General features: G+C 70.6%; 15 protein-coding genes. 6 read left to right on the top strand and 9 right to left on the bottom strand.

The features are described 5' to 3' along the window. Positions 1-16 precede the first annotated feature (16 nt). From IE140_RS24620 to IE140_RS24605, 4 genes are all read right to left on the bottom strand, one after another. The gene (locus tag IE140_RS24620; protein WP_150192982.1) at positions 17-643 is read right to left on the bottom strand and encodes a hypothetical protein; all 627 of its coding nucleotides are present in this window, start codon (positions 641-643) and stop codon (positions 17-19) included. After that, positions 640-2,184, bottom strand: a complete 1,545-nt coding sequence (locus IE140_RS24615; protein ID WP_150192981.1) for an ATP-binding protein — start codon at positions 2,182-2,184, stop codon at positions 640-642. The genes IE140_RS24620 and IE140_RS24615 overlap by 4 nt, the downstream gene beginning before the upstream one ends. Then, on the bottom strand, positions 2,181-2,864 hold the full coding sequence (locus IE140_RS24610) for a response regulator (protein WP_093443046.1): 684 nt from the start codon (positions 2,862-2,864) through the stop codon (positions 2,181-2,183). Before IE140_RS24610 ends, IE140_RS24615 begins: the two co-directional genes overlap by 4 nt. A gap of 84 nt (positions 2,865-2,948) precedes the next feature. Then, positions 2,949-4,151: a lipid II:glycine glycyltransferase FemX gene (locus tag IE140_RS24605; protein WP_150192980.1), complete on the bottom strand. Its 1,203-nt coding sequence runs from the start codon at positions 4,149-4,151 to the stop codon at positions 2,949-2,951. Between the two features lie 266 nt (positions 4,152-4,417). On the opposite strand from IE140_RS24605, the gene IE140_RS24600 reads away from it, so the two are divergent. Next, positions 4,418-5,629, top strand: a complete 1,212-nt coding sequence (locus IE140_RS24600; RefSeq protein WP_150192979.1) for a L,D-transpeptidase — start codon at positions 4,418-4,420, stop codon at positions 5,627-5,629. A gap of 102 nt (positions 5,630-5,731) precedes the next feature. Here IE140_RS24600 and IE140_RS24595 read toward each other — a convergent pair whose 3' ends face one another. Next, entirely contained in the window at positions 5,732-7,867 is a 2,136-nt protein-coding gene (locus IE140_RS24595; RefSeq protein WP_150192978.1) for a UvrD-helicase domain-containing protein, read from the bottom strand. A gap of 77 nt (positions 7,868-7,944) precedes the next feature. Beyond that, a complete protein-coding gene (locus IE140_RS24590; RefSeq protein ID WP_150192977.1) occupies positions 7,945-9,537 on the bottom strand; it encodes a serine/threonine-protein kinase in 1,593 nt (530 codons plus the stop codon). A 310-nt stretch (positions 9,538-9,847) separates the two neighbouring features. On the opposite strand from IE140_RS24590, the gene IE140_RS24585 reads away from it, so the two are divergent. The 3 genes from IE140_RS24585 (at position 9,848) to IE140_RS24575 (ending at position 13,885) form a co-directional block, all read left to right on the top strand. Further along, positions 9,848-11,299, top strand: coding sequence for a hypothetical protein (locus IE140_RS24585; RefSeq protein WP_150192976.1), 1,452 nt, complete (start codon positions 9,848-9,850; stop codon positions 11,297-11,299). An 82-nt stretch (positions 11,300-11,381) separates the two neighbouring features. Beyond that, complete coding sequence (locus IE140_RS24580; protein ID WP_150192975.1) at positions 11,382-12,638, top strand: AAA family ATPase; 1,257 nt, start codon at positions 11,382-11,384, stop codon at positions 12,636-12,638. Next, complete coding sequence (locus IE140_RS24575) at positions 12,635-13,885, top strand: vWA domain-containing protein (protein ID WP_150192974.1); 1,251 nt, start codon at positions 12,635-12,637, stop codon at positions 13,883-13,885. Before IE140_RS24580 ends, IE140_RS24575 begins: the two co-directional genes overlap by 4 nt. On the opposite strand, the gene IE140_RS24570 is transcribed toward IE140_RS24575, so the two are convergent. Then, positions 13,882-15,159 (bottom strand): hypothetical protein, encoded by a 1,278-nt coding sequence (locus IE140_RS24570; protein WP_229826894.1) that lies wholly within the window; start codon positions 15,157-15,159, stop codon positions 13,882-13,884. The two genes, IE140_RS24575 and IE140_RS24570, sit on opposite strands and share 4 nt — an antisense overlap. 348 nt (positions 15,160-15,507) lie before the next feature. After that, positions 15,508-15,978 (bottom strand): ATP-binding protein, encoded by a 471-nt coding sequence (locus IE140_RS24565; RefSeq protein ID WP_189460699.1) that lies wholly within the window; start codon positions 15,976-15,978, stop codon positions 15,508-15,510. A 113-nt stretch (positions 15,979-16,091) separates the two neighbouring features. On the opposite strand from IE140_RS24565, the gene IE140_RS24560 reads away from it, so the two are divergent. Continuing rightward, complete coding sequence (locus IE140_RS24560; protein WP_150193885.1) at positions 16,092-16,967, top strand: helix-turn-helix domain-containing protein; 876 nt, start codon at positions 16,092-16,094, stop codon at positions 16,965-16,967. Beyond that, positions 16,964-17,167 carry a DUF397 domain-containing protein gene (locus tag IE140_RS24555; RefSeq protein WP_150193887.1) on the top strand — a complete coding sequence of 68 codons (204 nt, stop codon included), beginning with the start codon at positions 16,964-16,966 and terminating at the stop codon, positions 17,165-17,167. The genes IE140_RS24560 and IE140_RS24555 overlap by 4 nt, the downstream gene beginning before the upstream one ends. Before the next feature lie 71 nt (positions 17,168-17,238). On the opposite strand, the gene IE140_RS24550 is transcribed toward IE140_RS24555, so the two are convergent. Then, positions 17,239-20,418: a type I restriction endonuclease subunit R gene (locus IE140_RS24550; protein WP_150193889.1), complete on the bottom strand. Its 3,180-nt coding sequence runs from the start codon at positions 20,416-20,418 to the stop codon at positions 17,239-17,241. Positions 20,419-20,420 lie beyond the last annotated feature (2 nt).

Below are 20,420 nucleotides of genomic sequence, written 5' to 3'. Positions count from 1 at the left end.
GGCCGAGGAGCTGTTCTCAGCCGGGCGAACCCGGGGTGAGCCCGCAGGAACCGGACCTCTCCGCCCCGTCCTGTCCCCTCAGCGTCACGACCCCCCGCCCGTCCTCGGCCTGGTTGTATGCGATCGTGCAGGTCAACTGGCGTACGGCCGTGGCGTCCAGCCCCTGCACGGCGAGGGGCAGGCGGGCGGTGACCCCGCCGTCCGACGAGACCTCCACCTGCACCGCTTCCTTCGCGCGGACAGCGGGAAGCGCCGTGGTCAGACCGGCCGCCCGGTCAGCCTCACCCGGGCCGGCGAGCAGCGCCAGGACGACCTTCTCCGTGGGTGCGGGACCCGCCGGCCCGGAGGGGTCCCGTGTGACGGCACCGGGTTCGATGTACTCGTCGCCGAACCCGGCCGATGGCCTGGCCTCCCGGATCACGGCACTCACCCCGCCGTCCGGGGAACGGAAGAAGAGCAGCATGTCGGCGTCACGGTTGAGGAAGGCCTCGACCGTCGCGGGACCGCCCGCCTCGACCACGTCGGAGTCCTGGATCCCGCAGCCGCCCACCAGCGGTACGCCGACCGCGGCGACGACGGCCGTGGCGAGGCCGCGCCACCCCGTGCGCCTCATCTCGGCACCGCGCCACCCCGTGCGCCTCATCTGCTGGCCTCCTCGGCCCGGAGCGGTATCTCGACGGTGAAGACGGCACCGCCGCCGGGGAGGTTCCCCGCGCGGATCGTGCCGTCGTGCAGAGTCACGTTCTCCAGGGTGATCGCCAGGCCCAGGCCACTGCCGGGCGAACGCGTACGGGCCGCGTCGGCCTTGTAGAAGCGGTCGAAGATGTGCGGCAGAGCGGCGGCGGGGATACCGGGGCCACGGTCCGTGACCTCGATGACGAGCACGAGCGTGCCCGAGGAACTCGCCTCGGTGCGCAGGTGCACGGTCACGGGCGCGCCGCCGTGCCGCAGCGCGTTCCCGACGAGGTTGGCGACCACGACGTCGAAGCGGCGCGGGTCGAGCCGGGCCCGGACCCCTGCGGGGAGCTCGGTGCGGATCCGGTCGTCGTCCGCCCAGTGCCGGGTCTGGAGGGTCTTGCGGATGGCCTCGGCGACATCGATCTCGTCGGAGTTCAGCTCGGCCGCGCGGGCGTCGAAGCGGGAGATCTCCATCAGATCCTCGACGAGGACGGCCAGCTTTCCGGTCTCCGCGCTGACCAGCCGGACCGCCTGGGCGGTGTCGGCGTCCAGCCGGTCCGCGTCCTGGTCGAGGACCTCGGTGACGGCGAGCATCCCGGCGAGCGGGGTCCGCAGTTCGTGCGAGACGTCGGAGGCGAAGCGGCGCGCACGCGCCTCGGCCTCACGCAACTCGCTGACAGAACGCTCCAGTTGGCCAGCCGACTCATTGAACGTGTCGGCCAGGTCGGCCAGTTCGTCACTACCGCGTACCGGGATACGGGTGTCGAGTCTGCCGCTGCCCATGCTCCTGGCCGCACGGCGCAGCTCCCGCACCGGACGCAGCACGCTGCGCGCCGCGAGCAGGGCGGGGACGAGCGCGACCGCGAGGCCGGGCAGGGCGCCGTTCCGGGCGGCGACGAGGAGGGCGTCCACGTTGATCTGCTCGTCGGTCATCCGCATGACGGCGTACAGGACGAGCCCGGTGGGAAGCGTGCTGTCGGGGCCGGTCCTGAAGACCGTGGGCATGCCGATGGTCAGATAGGGGACGCCGTCCTTGACCACCCGCTCGAAGCTGCCGTACCGGTGGGCCGTCGCCGCCCGGCGCAGTTCGGGGGTGATGACGGAGGAGACCGGGTTCTCGCCCGAGGACGCGCGGACCGAACCGTACTCGGCGAACACCACCCAGGGACGCGGCTTGCCCGTGCGGGCGAGGTCGCGCAGGATCTCCTCGATCCCCTCCTCCTCGACGGGCAGCCTCCAGCCCGTCCGCTCGACCTGGTCGCGGAACGTCGAGACGGCCGTGTCCTGGGCCGTCTTGAGCAGCGCGTTACGGGCCTCGCGGTAGGTGAGGGCGGACGTCGTGCCGGCGCTGACCGCGGCGACCAGAAGGAAGGCGGCCAGCAGCCGGGTGCGCAGACCGAACGCCCTGACCCGCGAACGTCTGCGACTCGGTGCGGCGGGCCCCGGGCCGTCCGCTCGCCCGCTTCCGCCGCCGCGCGTACGGCGGGGACGGGGGAGGGCGATCACAGCGGGCCGAAACGGTAGCCGAAGCCCCGCAGCGTCTGGACGTACCGCGGGTTGCCGACCTCGTCCTCGACCTTGCCGCGGAGCCGGGCGACGCAGGCGTCGACCAGCCGGCCGTCGGCGTGGAAGGTGTGCTCCCAGACGTTCTCCAGGAGCTGCTGCCTGCTGAACACCTGCTCGGGAGCGGCGGACAGGTGCAGGAGCAGCCTGAGCTCGGAGGGAGCGAGCGTCAGTGGCCGGCCGGCTTTGGAGACCGTCAGCCCGACCCGGTCGATGGTGAGATCGCCGTAGACCTCGATCGCCGGGCGGCCCGTCGAACCGTCGTCCATGCGGCGCAGCACCGCCCGGATCCGGGCGTCGATCACCTCGGTCCGGGCGGGCTTGACGATGTAGTCGTCGGCACCGGCCTCAAGACCGATGACCACGTCGAAGTCGTCGCCACGCGCGGTGAGCATGATGATCGGCAACTGGCTGTGGGCACGGACCTGCCGGCAGACCTCCACGCCGGTCATGCCGGGCAGCATCAGGTCCAGCAACAGCAGGTCGGGGCGGAAATCGGCCAGCGCGGCGAGGCCGTCCTCGCCGGTTCCGGCTGCGCGTACGTCGTGGCCGCGCCGGCGCAGACCGAGTTGGACCCCCTCACGCACGAAGGGGTCGTCCTCGACGAGGAGCACGCGGGGCATCGGCTTTTCTCCCTGGGCGGTCGGCGGTCGGCGGTCGACCGTGGGTGGCTGGCGGTGGGTGAACCGGTGGGGGACGTCTCGGCGTCATCGGCGGTTCAGGTACGCCTGGAAGGCACGGTGAAGCGCATGGTTGGCGCTGCCGCCCACTGGCCTCTCCCATTCCCCCGACGTCTCGACGACCTGACCACCGGTGCCGAGCTTCCACCGCAGCAATCCGTACTCACGTTCTTCCGGATCGAGAGTGGAGGGTACCCCGCGCATGTCGTAGACGTCCGCTCCGGTCGCGTGGGCGTCCAGCAGCATCCGCCACTGAAGGGCGTTGGAGGGCCGGACCTCGCGGCGGTGGTCGGCCGACGCGCCGGTCTGGTACCAGGTCCGGCGGCCCACGGTGATCATCGTGTGCGCGGCCAGTATCTCGCCCCGGTGGCGGGCGAGGTACAGCTTCATGCGGCCCGGTTCCTCGGCGTTGAGAGCGGCGTACTGACGCTCGTAGTAGGCGAGTGAGCGGCCGAGACGGAATCCGTCGCGACGCTCGGTGAGGGTGAGCAGACGGCTGAACTCGGGAAGGTCCGCCGCACTGCCGACCACCACCTCCACACCCTCCTTCCGGGCCCGGCGCACATTCCGGCGCCACTCCTGGTTGAGCCCGGCCCACAGATCGTCCGGGGTACGTCCGGCGAGCGGCACCTGAAAGACGTGGCGGGGCTGGGCATCCCCGCCCTGCCCCGTCCCGTCTCCACCGCAGCGGCGCCAGCCCCTGGCCCGCAGCCGGTCGGCGACGGCGGAGCCGAGGGGGTCGACCTCGCTGGCCAGGACGTCGCCGATGCGGCGGCCCGGGCCGGCGAGCGGCTTGAGCCGGGCCGCGTCCCAGCGCCGGTGGGCGGGCGACGGGCCGATGCGCACGGCGAAGGCGCCCGCACGGCGCAGGTGCTCCAGCAGCGGATCGAGCCAGTCGTCGACATCGGGGTCGCTCCAGTCGGCGACGGGCCCTTCGGGAAGGTAGGCGAAATACTTCCGCGTACCGGGGAACTGACGCAGCAGCACCAGGGCCGCCCCGGTCAGCGCCCCCGCCTTCGGATCGGGCCCCCAGCCGATCAGCCGGGAGTGCCAGCCCTCCTTGACGCCGGCCCAGGACGGGCACTGGAGGAAGCCGGGGCCGAGGGCCTGGCCTTCGGGGGACGCGAGGAAGGCGCGGTAGCTTTCCGGAGTGATGGTGTCCAGGGCCACGCCCCGGCTCCGTGCGTGGCGCACGGGGCTGGACGACGACGGCACGAGCAGCGCTGACACGGTCTGGCCTCTCCTTCTCCCCGGCCTCTGCCGCGGGGACGGTTCCCCGGAGCTTCCGCGGGGGCGGCTCCCCTGGCTGGGCGGGGATGCCGAGGATGCTCACAGCGCTTCATGACCGCTCGGAGCGGCGAATGTGACCGGACCATGACCGTTCCTCACCAGTCGCCGTCACACCGCTCCACAACGTCTGAGCTGGGGTTTTCCGGCTCTACAGTCGCAGCATCGCCGACTCGTCCGGCACTCTCGCGGCTCTTGTGGAGGTTCCGTTGTCCCGCTCGTCACACATACCCGTACGCATCCACGCCCGCTTCCGGGCCGCCGCGGTCGCCGCCCTCGTGGCACCGCTCGCCGCCTGCTCGTCGAGCCCCTCCTCCGGTGCACCGGCCGCCGCGGCGACGCCGAGCCCCGACGACCGGCCCGTCACCGTCGCCGTCACGCCGACCGGCAAGCAGGCCCCCGCCGGTGAGCCCGTACGGGTCACCGTCTCGGGCGGCCGGCTCACCTCGGTGACCGTCACCGACGCCGAGGGCCACCGGCTCGCCGGAAAGGCCGCGGCCGACGGCCGGTCGTGGGTCTCCGACCGCAAGGCCGTACCCGGTACGGCGTACGAGGTGACGGCCGCGACCCGCAGCGCGGGCGGAACCGCCCGGAACGCCCGGGCCGCCTTCACCACGGCGAAGGCGGACAAGGTCAACAAGGTCGACTGGCGACCGGGCACCGGCACCACCGTCGGCGTCGCCCAGCCCATCTCCCTGGTCTTCGACCACCCCGTCAGGAACCGGGCCGAGGTCGAGAAGCAGCTCAGGATCACCACCTCGAACGACACCGAGGGCTCCTGGGGCTGGATGCGCGACTGGTCGGGCCGGGACCGGGTGGACTGGCGGCCCAGGACGTACTGGAAGCCGGGGACCGAGGTCACGCTGAAAGCCGAACTGAACGGCACCGACTCGGGACCCGGCGGCGGCTGGTTCGTACGCGACTACACGACGGCCTTCACCATCGGTGACGAGCAGATCGCGAAGGTCGACCTCGACCGCCACCAGCTCGCACTCGTCCGCGACGGCGAGACGATCCGCCGGATCCCGGTCTCCGGTGGCACGCCCGGCGGCGACAAACGATCCTGGCGCGGAACCGCCGTCCTCATGTCCAAGGAGGGCACGATCAACATGAACTCCGAGACCGTGGGCCTCGCCGACGCCTACGACAAGATGGTCGACCACTCGATGCGGCTGACCTGGTCGGGCATGTACGCGCACGCCGCCCCGTGGAACGCCCGCCATCTCGGCAGGGCCAACCGGAGTTCCGGATGCATCGGCATGAGCGACGCGGACGCGGCCTGGTTCTACGGGCAGGTGCGGCCGGGGGATCCGTTCGAGATCACCGGCGAGGACACCAAGGGCGTGGTCGCGCCCGGGAACGGATTCGGCGCGTGGAATCTCTCGTGGGCCGAGTGGCAGCGGATGAGCGCGTTGCGCTGACAGGAGCCCCGGCCGGGCACGCGAACCCGAACCGCGATGCGGTCCGGGACGGTGCGGCGAACGTGCCGGGGGTGAAACGACCGGCGTGACACGTCTCGTCGTTCACACCCCGGCCTCCACCAGGAAGACACTGGGCTCCCCGGTCCACGAGACGTACAAGTCGTCCCGGGCTCGTGTGCATGCGACGAAGAGCAGGCAGCGCTCCGCCAGCAGATCCGAGGCGTGCTGAAGGCGGTCGACCTCGACCGGTGTCACCGCCTTGGGGAACGGGAGGGCGCCGACGCTCGCACCGATGACCGCGACGCACCGGAACTCCAGTCCCTTGAAGGCATGCATGGTGCCGACCTGGACGGCATCCGCCTCAGCAACGCTGTCACCCCGCAAACGAGCCGCGGGAATGCCGGCCTGCCTGAGCCGCTCCACCGCCTTGTCGCCGTTCTTGTTGAACCGGGCGCTGACCCCGATATCGCCTGCGGCGATCCCGCTGTCGAGCCAGCCGCGCACCCGCTCCACGAGTCCGTCCAGTTCCGCTGCCTCCGATTCCGCTCCGAGCATCTCGGGCCGTGTGCCGTGAAGAGACGAGCGGTAGCCCAGCAGGGTCTCGTTCCGCGCGTCATCGGCGAGCTGTTCGAAGGGCCGCCCGACCAGCAGAGCCGTCGACCAACTGAGGATCTCGTGGGTGGAGCGGTAGTTCTTGCGCATCTTCGTCGACCGGCCGGCGACCCTCACTCCGACGGCCTTCAGCGACACCTTCGAGTCGTAGATCCGTTGGTGCGGATCGCCCGCGATGAACAGGTCGTCCGGGCGGGACGGGGCGGCCGCCCGCAGCAACCGCCACTGCACGGGGTGCAGGTCCTGCGCCTCGTCCACGACGACGTGCCGATAGCGCGGGCCGCCGGACTCCAGCAGATCCGCTGCCTCCGCACAGGTGCCGAGGTAGGTGCGCAGCCCGTCGGCTGCCAGCCGGCCGGTGAACTCCTCGACTGTGCGCCACACGAGTGCGCGGGAGGCGGTCGGCAGGGCGCTGCCCCGGCCTCGCCGCTCACAGTCCTCGTACTCCTCCAAGGTGCGCAGATTCTGCGCCAGGACGACGTGCTTGTACTCCTGAGCCAGAAACTGTCCCGTCCCCGGGAATCCGGTCGCCCGCGCGGCCTGCTCCCACCGCGGCTCTTCCTCGCCGCCCCGCAGGGGGCGCCGCGAGGTGGACACGACACGACCCGCGAACGCGTCGACCGTCATGATGTCGACACGGTCGCGCAGCGTCTCGTCCTCCACCAGGGAGGCGAGTCCGCTCCGCAGCGCGGCCACGAGTGCGTTGGTGTACGTGGTCAGCAGGATGCGGTCGCCATCGCGCAGGTGCCCCAGGAGATGCCGCACGCGATGCAGCGCGACAACGGTCTTCCCCGTGCCCGGGCCACCGGTGACCTGGGCGGGGCCGGAGTACGAAGCCCGATAGGCGATCCGGTGCTGGGAGGGGTGGAGAAACACCCGCCAGGCCGCGAACGGCTTGCCCAGGATGTCCCGCAACTCCTCGGACGCGGTCACCAGCGCGATGCGGGTACGGGTCCGGTGGATGGCCGTGGCGAAGTCGTCCGTGTCCACAGGAGCGTCACCCGGCGAGACCTGGGCGAGACTGACGGAGACGACATCCCGCCACACCTCCTCCACGCTGAATCCTGCCGCCAGGTACTCCAGGACCTCACGTTGGTCCTGCGGGAAGTAGGGGGCGAAGACCTCCAGCTGCTCCACATCGGTGAGTGCACGGGCCTGACGCAGCGTGGTTTCGTCGATGCCCAGCGCCGCGAGGTCTCCGTCGGACACCTTGGCGAACAGCCGCTGATCGGCAGCCGGAGCGATCCGCTCGTAGGCGGGCGTGAGCTCGTCCAGCATGGCGATGTCCCGGATCTCCACCGCCCGGGTGACGGTGTTGATGCTCGCCTTCTGCTTGATCGCCCAGTCGATCGCCTTGTCGTGTGGCATCACCCGGAGCAGCACGTAGGTGTCACCGCTGTCGGGCGCGAGCACCACGCCCCGCGTCCCCTGGTCGATGCGGATGGTGCGGATGTGCGGATCGCGAGCGCGCTTCAGCGACTCGAGTTTCAGCCCCGGGTCCTTGAACAACTGGTCGAGCGTGAGTCGTTCGAACTTCTCCCAGGCGTCGAACACCCCTTGTTTGACGGTCCCTTGAAGCTTGCCGAGCTGGGAACAGAAACCGATGTCGAACGCGAGGTGGGGCATGGGTGGACTCTCCCGTGGTGCGGGCGGAACGGAGTGAGGGGGTGGGGGCAAGGGGGAAACGACAGAAGACCGGGCCCTCAGCCCGCGGTCCCGTCGAGGTTGAGACGTATCAGGGCCAGGGCCTCGGCTACCTCCTCCGTCATCTCGTCGTCGGAGCCGAACACCAGGCACAGGTCGTCGTAGAGAGGTGTCAGGATCCGCTCGGCGTCGGTCGCCAGTCCCTGGGCGAGCAGCAGCATCCCGATGTCGCGCCGCAGCTCGACGGCCTCGTCGCTCACATCGCCGTCGACGGCCCGGACGACATCCAGCACGCTGCGCAGCGAGACCAGTGCGTCGGTGACCTGCCCGAGCTCCCCCCGGCAGCGGGCAGCCTGTGCGCGGCAGCCGCGCGCCCGTTCGCCCATCGGCCCGTCGGTTCGCGCATAGGCGTCGGCGAGGGCCTCGAACTCCGGCAGCGCTGCCCGGAAGTCTCCGCCGAGCAGCCGGATCGCGGCCCGCTGCCGCCGTAGGCCCAGCACTCTCCTGCTCTCCTCGCCGAGAGCGCGGGCGGCGGGCTCGATCAGCTCTCCGAGCACCTCGGCGGCCTGGGCGTACCGCGCCTCCTCCAGCAGCGCATCGGAGTGCTGGTAGGCCTCCTCGATGTCCGCACGCAGCTGTTCCGGTACGGGGACGGGCGCGGCGGCTGCGACGCCCGGGTCCACGGCGGTCGGCGTGGGGCGGCGGCCCCCACCGGCACGGGCGCGCGGGGCGTACGGATTGCGGAAGATGCCGGTCGGGTCGGGCGCACCGTTCCACTGCTCCTCACCGGGCGAGGGCTTCTCACCTGGAGGCGGCAGGAAGGGACGCAGCCGCTCGTACACCTCCTGCACATCCGCAGGCCGGGCCTCCGGCGCCTTGAGCAGCAGGTGCAGGACGAGGTCCTCCAGTGCCTCGGGTACGTCGGTGCGCAGAGTCCGCAGCGGGGTGGGTGCCGCGTTGACATGCTGAGACATCACCACGTACTCACTGGCACCGCTGAACAACAGACTTCCGCAGAGGAGCTCGTGGAGGATGCAGCCGAGCGCGTACAGGTCGGTCTGCGTGCTCGTGCGCCCGCCCCGCACCTGCTCCGGCGCCATGTACTGGTAGGTCCCGATCGGGGTGCCGGTGGCGGTGAGCTTGGTGGCGTCGCTTCGCAGGATCGCCGCGATCCCGAAGTCCAGGACCTTCACGGTCCCGTCCCGGGCGACCAGAATGTTGCCCGGCTTCAGATCACGGTGAATGACCGGCACTTCGTGTGCGTACGACAACACGGTCGCGACCTGCGCGGCGACTGCGGCCGCCCAGCTGACCGGCAGCGGACGTTCCGGGTGGATGTACGAGGACAGGGCCACCCCGTCGACCAGCTCCATGACCAGGTACAGCTGCTCGAACGAGTCGTCCAGCACCGCGTCGTAGACCTGGGGAACTCCGGGGTGCCGGATCTTCGCGGTGATGCGGGCCTCGCGACGGAAGCGCTTCGCGAACTCCTCGGCCAGTTGCGGCGAGCCGAGAACGGCTTGCTGCCGGATCAGTTTCACCGCGACGGGCCGGTCGAGCACAGCGTCGTAGCCGCGCCACACATCGCCCATGCCACCGCTGTCGAGCCCTTCCAGCAGTTCGTACCGACCGGCGATCGCCTGTGGTGACACCGTTCCCCCGGGGTTGTGCGGATGCGGTCGACGTGCAGGGGGCCGACCACGGCATGGTTGGGGACGAGTCTGGCCGGTGGGGGTGTTCCAGGTCCACCGGAGGCGCGCAGCGAGGGATGAGCCGTCTTGTTCCGGTCACCGAAGTGGCTCGTTAGTGCTGCTCAGGGCCGTGCGGGCGTCCCGCATTCGTCCGGGCGTCGCTCCGTCGGCGAAGAAAGTCCTGGCGGATCCCGGTCACCGGAGCTAAGCTCCCCGCGATGACTCACTCCATGAACAGATTGGGGGACCCGTCCGCGCAAGGTGAGTGCTGATGCTCACTTCGACCGCGAACCGGGATTCCCGCCCGTCCACTCTGCGTTTCCCCTCCTTCTGGCCGCGCGTGCGCGAGTTCGCCGTGCCGCCCTCGATGATCGAGACTGCGACCGCCCGCCGCGAGGCCGGGGACTGGGCAGGAGCGTGCGCCGCGGCAGGCGTCGACGTCGATCTCCAACTCCGTTCCGTGGCACGCAGTCACGGCCGGGCCCTCGCCGCCCGCATCCGGGCGGACCTACGCCACCTGGCACCTGACCTGCTGCGCTGGCACATGCCGAGAGTCGCCCCGCACGGGCTGCTGCGCCCGGGGCTGACGATCGACCTGGCCCGCTACGACCCACCGGAGCGCGACGGGCCGGGCCCGTTGCACCTGGTCGTCCGAACCCCGCCCGCCTGGGCGGACGCCGGGCAGCGGATCAGCCTCGCGCTGTGGGACGGCTCGCACACCGAGCCCACCGCCCGCCGTCACCCCCACCCGCATCCGAACCGCCGCTTCCGCCTCGATCTGCACCGCCACCTGTGGGATGCGCGCAGGGCCGATGAACTGCCGCTCCGCTCCGGGGCCGACGACCCGTCAACCGGAAACTCCGATCAGCCAGTTGACCCGTACCTGTGGGCCGTCGTGCCACCGGACCGCCGCTGTGCCGTCGACCGGTGGGCGGCGGAGGCGGCGACCCTGCTCCGAGCGGAGGGGCGAGGACCGGGCGGGACGGTGAGTGTGCGACTGGGCGGCCGACGCCGACTGCTTCTCCGCGTGGAGGCAGACGAGAACGGCCCTGGCACGCCGGTCGCGCGGATCGCGGCGGCGCTGCCGGACCCGGGTTCGTCCACGGCACCCGTGCTGCCGGACGCGGCCACGTGGGTGCTGCCCGACCTCGACCTGCTCCGTACCGGGGCGATCGAGGCCGGACAACTGCACCCGCTGGTCGCGCGGGCGCTCGTGCCGGACCTCCCGGCACCGGCCTCCGCCCCGGCCCGTTCACGTACCGGCGACCATGCCGGGGCCGTGCGCCTGGTGGACTGCCGGGGATCGCGGCACCGGATCGGCCTGGTCGACGGGGCCCTCGCCCCGCTGGACCACGACCCGGCCGAGATCCGGCGCGAAGAACTGCTGGTCGCCCTCACCGGAACGCCGTTGCCCTGCCTCCAGGCCGTCGACGAAGCTCACCGACGGCCCGACTGCCTCACCGGTGTGCGCGAACGCCTCGATCACGGGGACATCGCCGGCGCGCTCGCCGTCGTCGAGGGGCTCCTCGGTCCCGAGGCGGTGCTGCGCGAGGGCCCCTTGCGGGACGAACTGGAAGCCGCGGCTCTACGGCGGATCACCTACGGACTGTTCCGGGCCGACCTGCTCGGCCCCGGCCCGATCCGCCGCCGCAGGGACCCCCGCCGCATCGTCGACGCCCGACCGCGCAGGGCCCGTCGACCGCGCCACACCACCGTCAGCTGAACCCGGGGCCTCCGCGGCCGCTGCCGCGCTCCCAAGGCTGCCCCCCTCATCCACCCTCTCGCACACCCTCAGGTGATCACCCATGCTCACGAACACCCCGTCCTCCGCACTCACGGACCCCGCTCCCGGCTCCCAACTCGCCGTCGCAGAAGCGCTGATGAACCTCCTCCGCGACACCACCACCGAGCCGCGCCCGGACATCCAGCTGGAGGCGCTGACCCTGGCGGTCTCCGCCGACCTGCCCGTCCTGCTGTGGGGCGAGCCGGGCATCGGCAAGACCGCGGCCCTCACCCAGCTCGCCGCCTCCCTCGACCTGCCGCTCACCACCGTGATCGCCAGCGTGCACGAGCCGTCCGACTTCTCCGGGCTCCCCATCGTCGGCGACGACCCGGCCGAACAGGGCGTGCCGATGGCCCCGCCGGACTGGGCCGTCCGCCTCGTACGGGCGGGAAAGGGCCTGCTGTTCCTCGACGAGCTCTCCACCGCACCGCCCGCCGTCCAGGCCGCGCTGCTGCGCCTCGTCCTGGAGCGGCGCATCGGTGCACTGCGGCTCCCGCCCGGCGTAAGGATCGTGGCGGCGGCCAACCCGCGTTCGTCGGCGGCCGACGGCTGGGAGCTGAGCCCGCCGCTCGCCAACCGGTTCGTCCACCTCCAGTGGACCCACGACCACGAGGTCGTCGTACGCGGCCTCGCCGGCACCTGGCCCCGCGCGACGATGCCCCGCCTCGACCCCGAAAGGCTGCCCGAGGCCGTGGACTTCGCCCGGCGCGCCGTGTGCGGGCTGCTCTCCGCCCGCCCCACGCTCGTCCACCGGCTGCCCACCACGGAGACCCGCCGGGGCGGCCCGTGGCCGTCGCCGCGCAGCTGGGACATGACGCTGAACCTGATCGCTTTCTCCACCGCCGCCGGATCCTCCCGGGAGGTGCTGTCCCTGCTGGTCAGGGGAACGGTGGGAGACGGCCCGGGCCTCGAACTGCTGGCGAGCCTGGACCGGATGGACCTCCCCGACCCCGAGGACCTCCTCGCCGATCCGGCGGGCGCCGTCCTGCCCGAGCGCGGCGATCTCCGGCAGGCCGCACTCGACGGGGTCGTCGCCGCGGTGCGTACCCGCCCGGACCGGGCACGCTGGGACGCGGCGTGGGCGCTGCTCGTCCGGGCGCTGGAGACCGGAGCCCCCGATCTGGTGGTCGTTCCCGCCACCACCCTCGCCTCGCTGCGCCAGGAGGACTGGGACGTACCGGCCGCCATCGAGCACCTCGCCGGAGTGGTCTCCCTGTCCCAGCGGGCGGACCGGGCGGCGGACCGGGTGGCCCGCGTCGGGGCGAAGGCGGGCCGATGACGACGGCGGACGCGCCGGGCGCGCTCGACCTGGACCTGGACAAACTCTTCGCCGCACGTCTGCAGGCCGCCCGAGCCCGCCCCTATCTGGCCACAGCCCTGTTCGCCCTGCACACCGTGGAGTCGCGGGAGGTCCCGACCATGGCCGTCGACCGGTACTGGCGGTGCTACGTCTCCCCGTCCTTCGTCGCCCGCACCCCGGTCGAGGAGCTGGCCGGGGTCTGGGTCCACGAGGTGTCGCACCTGCTGCGCGACCACCACGGGCGCAGCGACCGGGTCGCCCGGCAGCGCGGGCTGACCGGCCCGGGGGACCGGCTGCGGATGAACATCGCCGCCGACTGCGAGATCAACGACGACGTGTACGGCGACGGCCTGGCCCGGCCGAAGGGCGCCGTCTACCCGTCGACGCTGCACCTGCAGTCCGGCGAGCTCATGGAGGACTACCTGTACCAGTTCCGCCTCGGCCCGCGTACCCAGGACCTCGCCTGGCTGGACTGCGGAAGCGGCGCCGACGGCCTGGAGAGGGAATGGGACCTGGGGCCGGACGGCGCGCACGGACTCAGCGCACACGAACAGGACGCCGTCCGCTTCCGGGTCGCGCAGGGCATCACCGGCCGGCCGGGCAACGCCTCGAAGGGATGGAAGCGGTGGGCGGAGGAGGCGTTCCACCCTCCGCAGCCCTGGCGGGAGCTGCTGGGCGCCGCCGTCCGCTCGGCCGCCTCCGGCCCGGGCGCGGGGGAGGACTACAGCTACGGGCGGCCCGCGCGCCGCTCCACCGGACTGCCCGGCGTCGTCCTGCCGAGCCTCCGCCGCAGACCGCCCCGGGTCTCCGTCGTCATCGACACCTCCGGCTCGGTCAGCGACGCCGAACTCGGCAGCGCCCTCCTCGAAGTCGCCGCCATCTCCCGCGCGGTGGGCGGCCGCCGCGACCTGGTCACCGTCCTCGCGTGCGACGCGGCGACCCGGGTGGTCCACCCGCTGTGCCAGGCCGAGGGCATCCCGCTGGTGGGCGGCGGCGGCACGGACCTGCGTACGGGATTCGCCAAGGCGCTGCGGTCCCATCCCCGCCCCGACGCCATCGTCGTCCTGACGGACGGCCAGACGCCGTGGCCGAGCGCTCAGCCGGCGTGCCGCACGGTCATCGGCCTGTTCCCGAGGGACCACAGGCGCGGCTCCTGGAACGAGGACAACCCCGACTACGTTCCTCCCCGGCCGCCGGCGTGGGCGCGGGTGGTGGAGATCGGTTAGCTCGGCGGCTCCGGAAGCCCGTCGGAGGTTGGCTTCGGCGGCGGCTCCGGTGCTGGCTCCGGCTCCGGTGTTGCGTCTGAGGGGGGCGGGATGTTCCCCCTCGTGGCGTTGCTGTTCGGCGGGCCTGTGGTTTCAGAAAGGGCAGGGGTCGAACCGCCCGCCTGCTCGTAGATGTGCACGCCCCCGTGGATGGTGCCGGCTTGGATGATGCTCCTGGCTGCTGCGTGGGCCACGGTGTTTTCCACAGTGCTGGAGGTCGGATTCGAGTGAGAACTCGATGGAGCCCGCTTGGGCCGCGACAGCACCTCGATGGGCCATGCGAGCTCCCGCCAGGCCAGCATGTCCTGGGGACTGAGGGGCGTCAGGTCGAACTCCCGTGCGGCATCGACGATTGCCGCTCCCAAGCTCAGGTGCTGCCCCAGTTCATCGATCTTCGCCTTCAGTTGCCCGATTCTGCTTTCGATCGCGCGCTCTTCCTCGATCAGGGCTGCTAGTCGGACCACTACGCTGTCGCTGTTGGGATATCCAGCGTTCAGTTTGGCAAGGGTGCGTCGCAGCCTTCTCGGCACACGTCCGTGGATTCCGGCTTCACTGAGCAGGCGTACAAGCGTGCGCGCCGACTTCTGTTCCTCGTCCGTGAGTGATGTGTTCTGACCAAGGCGCCGCGCCATCCAGCGACAGAGCGAGGCGTCCTCGTCGTACCGTTCCCCCGCAATGCTGACCAGTTCGGAGGCCAGCCGTGTCACATGCCAGTTCCAGTTCGCGCCCAGACTGTCGGCCCTCCCGCGCAGGTTGCCCAAGGCACCGTCGGAGCGGAGGGCGATCCGGGCCTCCTTCGCCCGGGCCAGTTCCGCGTCCCGCTTGTCGATCTCCGTGGTGACCGGCTCCAGCCCGATCTTGATCTGTTTCAGCAGGACATACAGGCTGGGGACGTCGTTCAGCGCCAGGGCGAACGCCTTTTTCTCCTGCAGGGAGACGATGACGGCACAGGGCAGGAGCTTCTCGGAGACGCCGAAGAACTTCCGCATCTCGGTGGCCGCTGCGGAGAGCGCGTCCTGGTGTTCACGCACGGGGCGGGTCAGAACCGGCATGAGGGTCATATGTTCCTCTGCCGGCCGCGCATCCATCCGGAACGTTGATTCCGCATTCTCCCCCGGTGTGTTGAGCCGCTTCTCCTCCCCGAGGCAGGCGACGCCGTCGACGGCAGAGGCGAACTCCGCCCGCCTCCAGTGACGGTCGTCGATGACTATGACGGACGGAGCCGGTGTGATCACTCCGAGATACCGTCGTGTGACATCGTGCGTGTCAGGCCATTCCCGGAACAATCTTTCATGGAGGTCCGGGTTGTCGGCAGAACGTGCCAGCAAGAAGACGAGACCGGCGTATCCGCCGTCACCCAGGGACCGGAATCGACTACGAAGGAATTGGCCCACCGGCATCCTGCTCATGGCATAGCCCAATGCTGCCCCCTGAAGTCGGCGCCCGTGTCCGACGAATTCTGCCCGAGACCGCGCCGCTACGCGCTCAGTCTGACGTAATCGCAGCCGTCCCGGCGCGAGGAGTCCTGGCCCTGCCATGTCGGCAGGGCAAGTTTCGGCGCCCGTGGGCGATTCGGTAGTGGGTCAGAGCGGTCGTACGTCCAGCGAGGCCCAGACGGTCTTGCCGGGGCTGTCGGGGCGGGGGAACCAGCCCCAGTCGTCGGCCAGGGCGGCTACGAGGAGAAGCCCTCGGCCGCCTTCCTGGTCGGCGGCGGAAGGTTCGGTGAGCGTGGGGAGGCGTTCGCCACGGGTGTCGGTGACCTCCACGCGTACGGTCGTGGCCTCGGCGGAGAGCCGGAGGCGGAAGTCCCGTCCCGGTACGAGGCCATGACTGACGGCGTTGGCGCTGAGCTCCGCCACGATCAGCGTCAACGCGTCGTGGGCGTCACTCCCGTACGGGACGCCCCAGGTGTCCAGCCGCTCGCCGGCCAGGTGCCGGGCGAGGCGTGCACCGCGCGGTGTTGAGCTGAACAGCATCGTGAAGTGGTGCCAGGTGAAACGGGGTTGGGCGGGGCGCGCCATGCGTACGGGGAGGGGTGACGGGTTGCTGGTCATGCCTCCACGGTGACGACTCGTGGCGTAGCGTGACCAGAGGTGACGCGCCGTCGTGAGGTGGTTGTACGCGACGGCGCACGGCGTGTACGTACGTGGGACAGGCGGTGGCGACGATGGCACAGGACGACGAGCCGGGCTCGGGGGCGGGGCGAGCGGCGGGCCCGGAGCACGGGGGACGGCCCGAGGACGAGCCCGGGTCGGGGGTGATGGTCGCGTTCGGCCGGCAGTTGAAGTTGTTGCGGATCCGGGCGGGGATGGACCGGACGGAGTTCGGCAACCGGGTCGGGTACGCGGCACAGTCGGTGGCCTCGTTCGAGCAGGGGAGGCGGATCCCGCAGCCAGGGTTCATCGATCAGGCGGACCCGGTGCTGGACGCGGGTGGATTGCTGCTGGCGATGAAGGAGGAGGTGGCGCGGGCGCAGTATCCGGCGTTCTTCCGGGATGCGGCGCGGTTGGAGGCGAAGGCGGTGGCGCTGTGCGTGTATGCCCTCTACGCCGTTCCCGGGCTGTTGCAGACAGCGGACTATGCCCGAGCAGGGTTTCGCATGGAGCGGCCTTTGCTGGACGACGAGGCTGTCGAGCAGGGCGTCTCGGCTCGGCTGGCCAGGCAGGAGGTCTACGACCGCCGCCCCGCCCCGTTGCTGAGCTTCATCCTGGACGAGGGGGTGCTCCGCAGGCCGATCGGCGGTAAGGCGGTGCTTCGCGCCCAGTTGGAGCAGATCATTCGCATCGGCGAGAAGCGCAACGTCGAGATCCAGATCATGCCGTTCGACCGAGAGGACCATGCCGCGCTGGGCGGCCCCTTCACCCTGATCGACACCGTCCAGGGACAGCGCATTGCCTATGCTGAGGTGCAAGGTGAGAGCCGTCTCTACACGGCTCGAACCATGGTGCGCGACCTTGAAGCTCGCTATGGCATCATCCGGTCTCAGGCGCTCACTCCATGTGAGTCCTTGGAGTTCATCAGGAAGCTACTGGGAGAGCTATGACCGTCCAACGTTCCGTGTCGGCCCTACCTGAGTCGGCGTGGACCAAGAGCAGTCACAGCACGGGCAATGGCGGCGAGTGTGTTGAGGTTGCGTCCTCCAACACGCAGGTGCACGTGCGGGATTCGAAGCAGCTCGGTGGTCCTGTCCTGACTGTAGGCCCTGGGGCTTGGAACGGATTCGTTGGCTTCGTGGCGGGCTGAAGCCACGGACAGGGCCCCACCGCAAACGCCTGGGCGGCGCTCACGGCGGGGCCCCTCCACCTACGGGGCGACTATTCGTCCACGCCCTCGTCGCGGCGGATCATCCGCCAGGCCGCCCGGCGGGCGCTGCGGTCCAGGTTGGACCGGAAGCTCTTGTCGGGGCCGAAGTACTGCCGTCCCATGCCGGCCGTCGACTCGATGTGGTCGGCCATCTTGTCGGCGAAGACCTTGTCGAAGACCTTGCCGAAGTTGTTCTCGTCGTTGACGACGGCGGCGGCCCGCACCTTGCCCTCGGCCAACGCCTCGTTGAACGGCTTCCGCACGTCCTCTTCGGTGAAGTCCGTGCCGAACTTGGCGTTGAACTGGTCGATCAGCTCGGAGAGCAGCGACTTCTCGGCCTCCGCGGCCCCACCCGTACCGTCGCCGAATCCCCTGAGCTCGGCCGGTCCCTCCGGGGAGAGGGAGACGTCGTGCTCGCCCGTCTTCTCGACCCGCAGATGGCTGAGGTCGATCTCGCCGATGTCGACGCCGCCGTCCGCCCGGCGCGGGAGCCGGTTGAGGAGGTAGCGGCCGTACAGGTGCAGGCGTTCCAGCTCGGCGTCGCGGTAGGGCACGATCTGGGCGAGGAAGCCGTACTTGCGCACGTAGTCGTTGAGGTCCGCGCGGAAGTCCTCCGCCGTCTCCACGTCGTCCTCGTCCTCGCTCTCCAGGAGCGGGGTGAAGCGGGCGACGGCGGGTGAGAGGAGCCGGTACAACTCGGCGTGCAGCTTCTCCCACTTGGCCTGCGAACCGGCTGCCTTCTCCTTCGCCTCGAAGTACGCGGCGGCGAATTCGTCCATCTCCGGCTCCGAGATGATCGGCGCCGACATGACCCGGCTCTGCGCGGTGTAGAGCAGGTTCGGGTCGGAGGGGAGGGTCATCGCCTCCTCGAAGTACGGGCGGAACGCGTCCTGGATGTCCTCGGCCTCGTTGGCGAAGTCGAGCACGGCCAGGTCCGCCTGGGTCTTGCGCTCGGCGGTGCGGTTGAGGCGGGAGAGGGTCTGCACGGCGGAGATGCCGGTCAGCTTCTTGTTGACGTACATCGTCGTCAGCAGCGGCTGGTCGAAGCCGGTCTGGTACTTCTCCGCGACCACCAGGATCTTGTACTCCTGCTGGCCACGCCCGCCGGCTTTCGCCGCCTTGTCGTCGGCGCGGGTGTACGCGAACGCCTTCGGCAGGGCGCCCTCCGAAATGCCGCCGTTCTCCTTCGGCTCGGTCGTCTCCTCGCCCTCGATGGTGAGCGAGCCGGAGAACGCGACGAGCACACCCAGGTCCGGGTACTTGGTGTCGTAGTCGAGGTCCTTGATGTAGCTCTTGATGGCCCGGGCCATGTGTGCGGCCGACTCCCGAGAAGCCGTGACCACCATGGACTTGGCCCGCCCGCCGAGCCGGCCGCGCGAGTGGGCGAGGAAGTGCTCGACGATCACCTGGGCGTGCTGGGAGACGGTGTGCTCATGGGTGAGCGCGTACCGGGCGAGCAGGCCGTTCGCCTTCGCGGGGTCGACCTCGCGCTCGTCCGGGTTCTGGTTCACCAGCTTCCAGTACGTGTTGTACGTGACGTAGTTCCGCAGCGGGTCGAGGATGAAACCTTCCTCGATGGCCTGGCGCATGGAGTACGTGTGGAAGGGCCGGTAGACCGCCTTGCCGTCCACTGTGTGTTCCGTGCCGAAGAGTTCGAGCGTCTTGGCCTTGGGGGTGGCGGTGAACGCGAAGTAGGAGAGGTTCGCGGCCCGCGAGCGCTCGATCGCCTTCTTCTTGAGCTTCTCGTCGACCGTGACGGTGGTGGTTCCCTGGTCCTCGGAGTCCGAGTCCAGACCGAGGTCCCGGAGGGCTGCTCGTACGGCGGTGGCGGCGTCGCCCGACTGCGAGGAGTGCGCCTCGTCCACGATGATCGCGAAGCTGGTGCCGGTCAGCTCGGTCGGGTTGCGCTTGATGTAGTCCAGCAGAGCGGGGAACGAGTGAAGGGTGACCGTCACGATCTTGCCGGTGTCCCGGGACAGCGCGCGGGCGAGCTGTTCGCTCTTCGCCCCGTGCTTCTCGTCGACCTTGACGACCAAGCCCTCGGTCTGCGAGAAGCTGCCGACGGTTTCCCGGAGCTGGGCGTCCAGGTTGCGGCGATCGGTGATCACGATGACCTTGTCGAAGACCGGAGCCCCCGGCGTGACCCGCCCGGCCGCGAGGGCCTCGGTGTCGAGGGTGCGCGGGTCGGTGTCGGCGTGCAGGTCGCTCAGGCGGTGGGCGAGCCAGCCGATGGTGTTCGACTTCCCGGAACCGGCCGAGGCCATGACCAGGTAGTTCTGCCCGACACCGTGGGTGGCGGCGTGGGTGGTCAGCCGCTTCACCACGTCCCACTGGTGGAAGCGCGGGAAGATCGTCGCCTTGGTCGTCCCGCCACCGGGCGTCTTGGTCTTCTGCTGGTGCACGAACCGCTGGAGCAGGTCGAGCCAGTTGTCCCGCGCCCAGACCTGCTCCCAGAGGTAGGAGGTGGCGTACGTGCCGTACGCGGTCGGGTCCGGGTTTCCGGCCCCGCCGGGCTGGCCGGCGCCGTTGGAGCCGGTGTTGAAGGGCAGGAAGCGGGTGTTCTTGCCCCGGAGCTGGGTCGCGACGAAGACCAGGTCCGGGTCGACGGCGAAGTTGGCGATGACCCGGCGCGTGAAGATCAGCTCGGTGGGGTCGCGGTCGGTGCGGTACTGCTCCTTGGCCTGTTCGACGCCTTGGCGAGTGAGGGGGTTCTTCAGCTCGGCGGTGGCGAGAGGGATGCCGTTGAGGAACAGGGTCAGGTCGAGCTTGTTGCCCCAGTCGGCCTGCTTGGTGGCGTAGACGAGTTCGCGTACGACGGTGAGGCGGTTGGCCCGGTAGCCGTCGAGGACGGAGTCGGCGGCGACGAGATTCGGCTTGAAGTAGGCCACGCGGAGCCGGACGCCCCGGTCTTTGACGCCGTTACGGAGGACGGTCAGCAGGCCGTCGTCGCTGATGGCCCGGTCGAGGCGCTGGGCGAAGCCGCGCTGGGCCTCGTTGACGTTGTTGCCGTAGACGGCGAGGAGGTCGTTCCACTCGTCGATCTGCGTCTCGCCGATGAACGTGAACAGCTCGTTGGTGTCCAGGCCGAGGTCGGCCTGGTAGTCCTCGGGCCGGGCCTCGCGCCAGCCGCGCTCGCACATGGCGGCGACTATGGCCTCGCCGAAGGCGGACTCGTGGTGGATGGGGGCCATAC

The sequence above is a fragment of the Streptomyces parvus genome, assembly GCF_014648875.1.
GTDB classification, from domain to species: Bacteria; Actinomycetota; Actinomycetes; order Streptomycetales; family Streptomycetaceae; genus Streptomyces; species Streptomyces parvus.
This window is presented reverse-complemented; position numbering and strand designations above follow the sequence as displayed.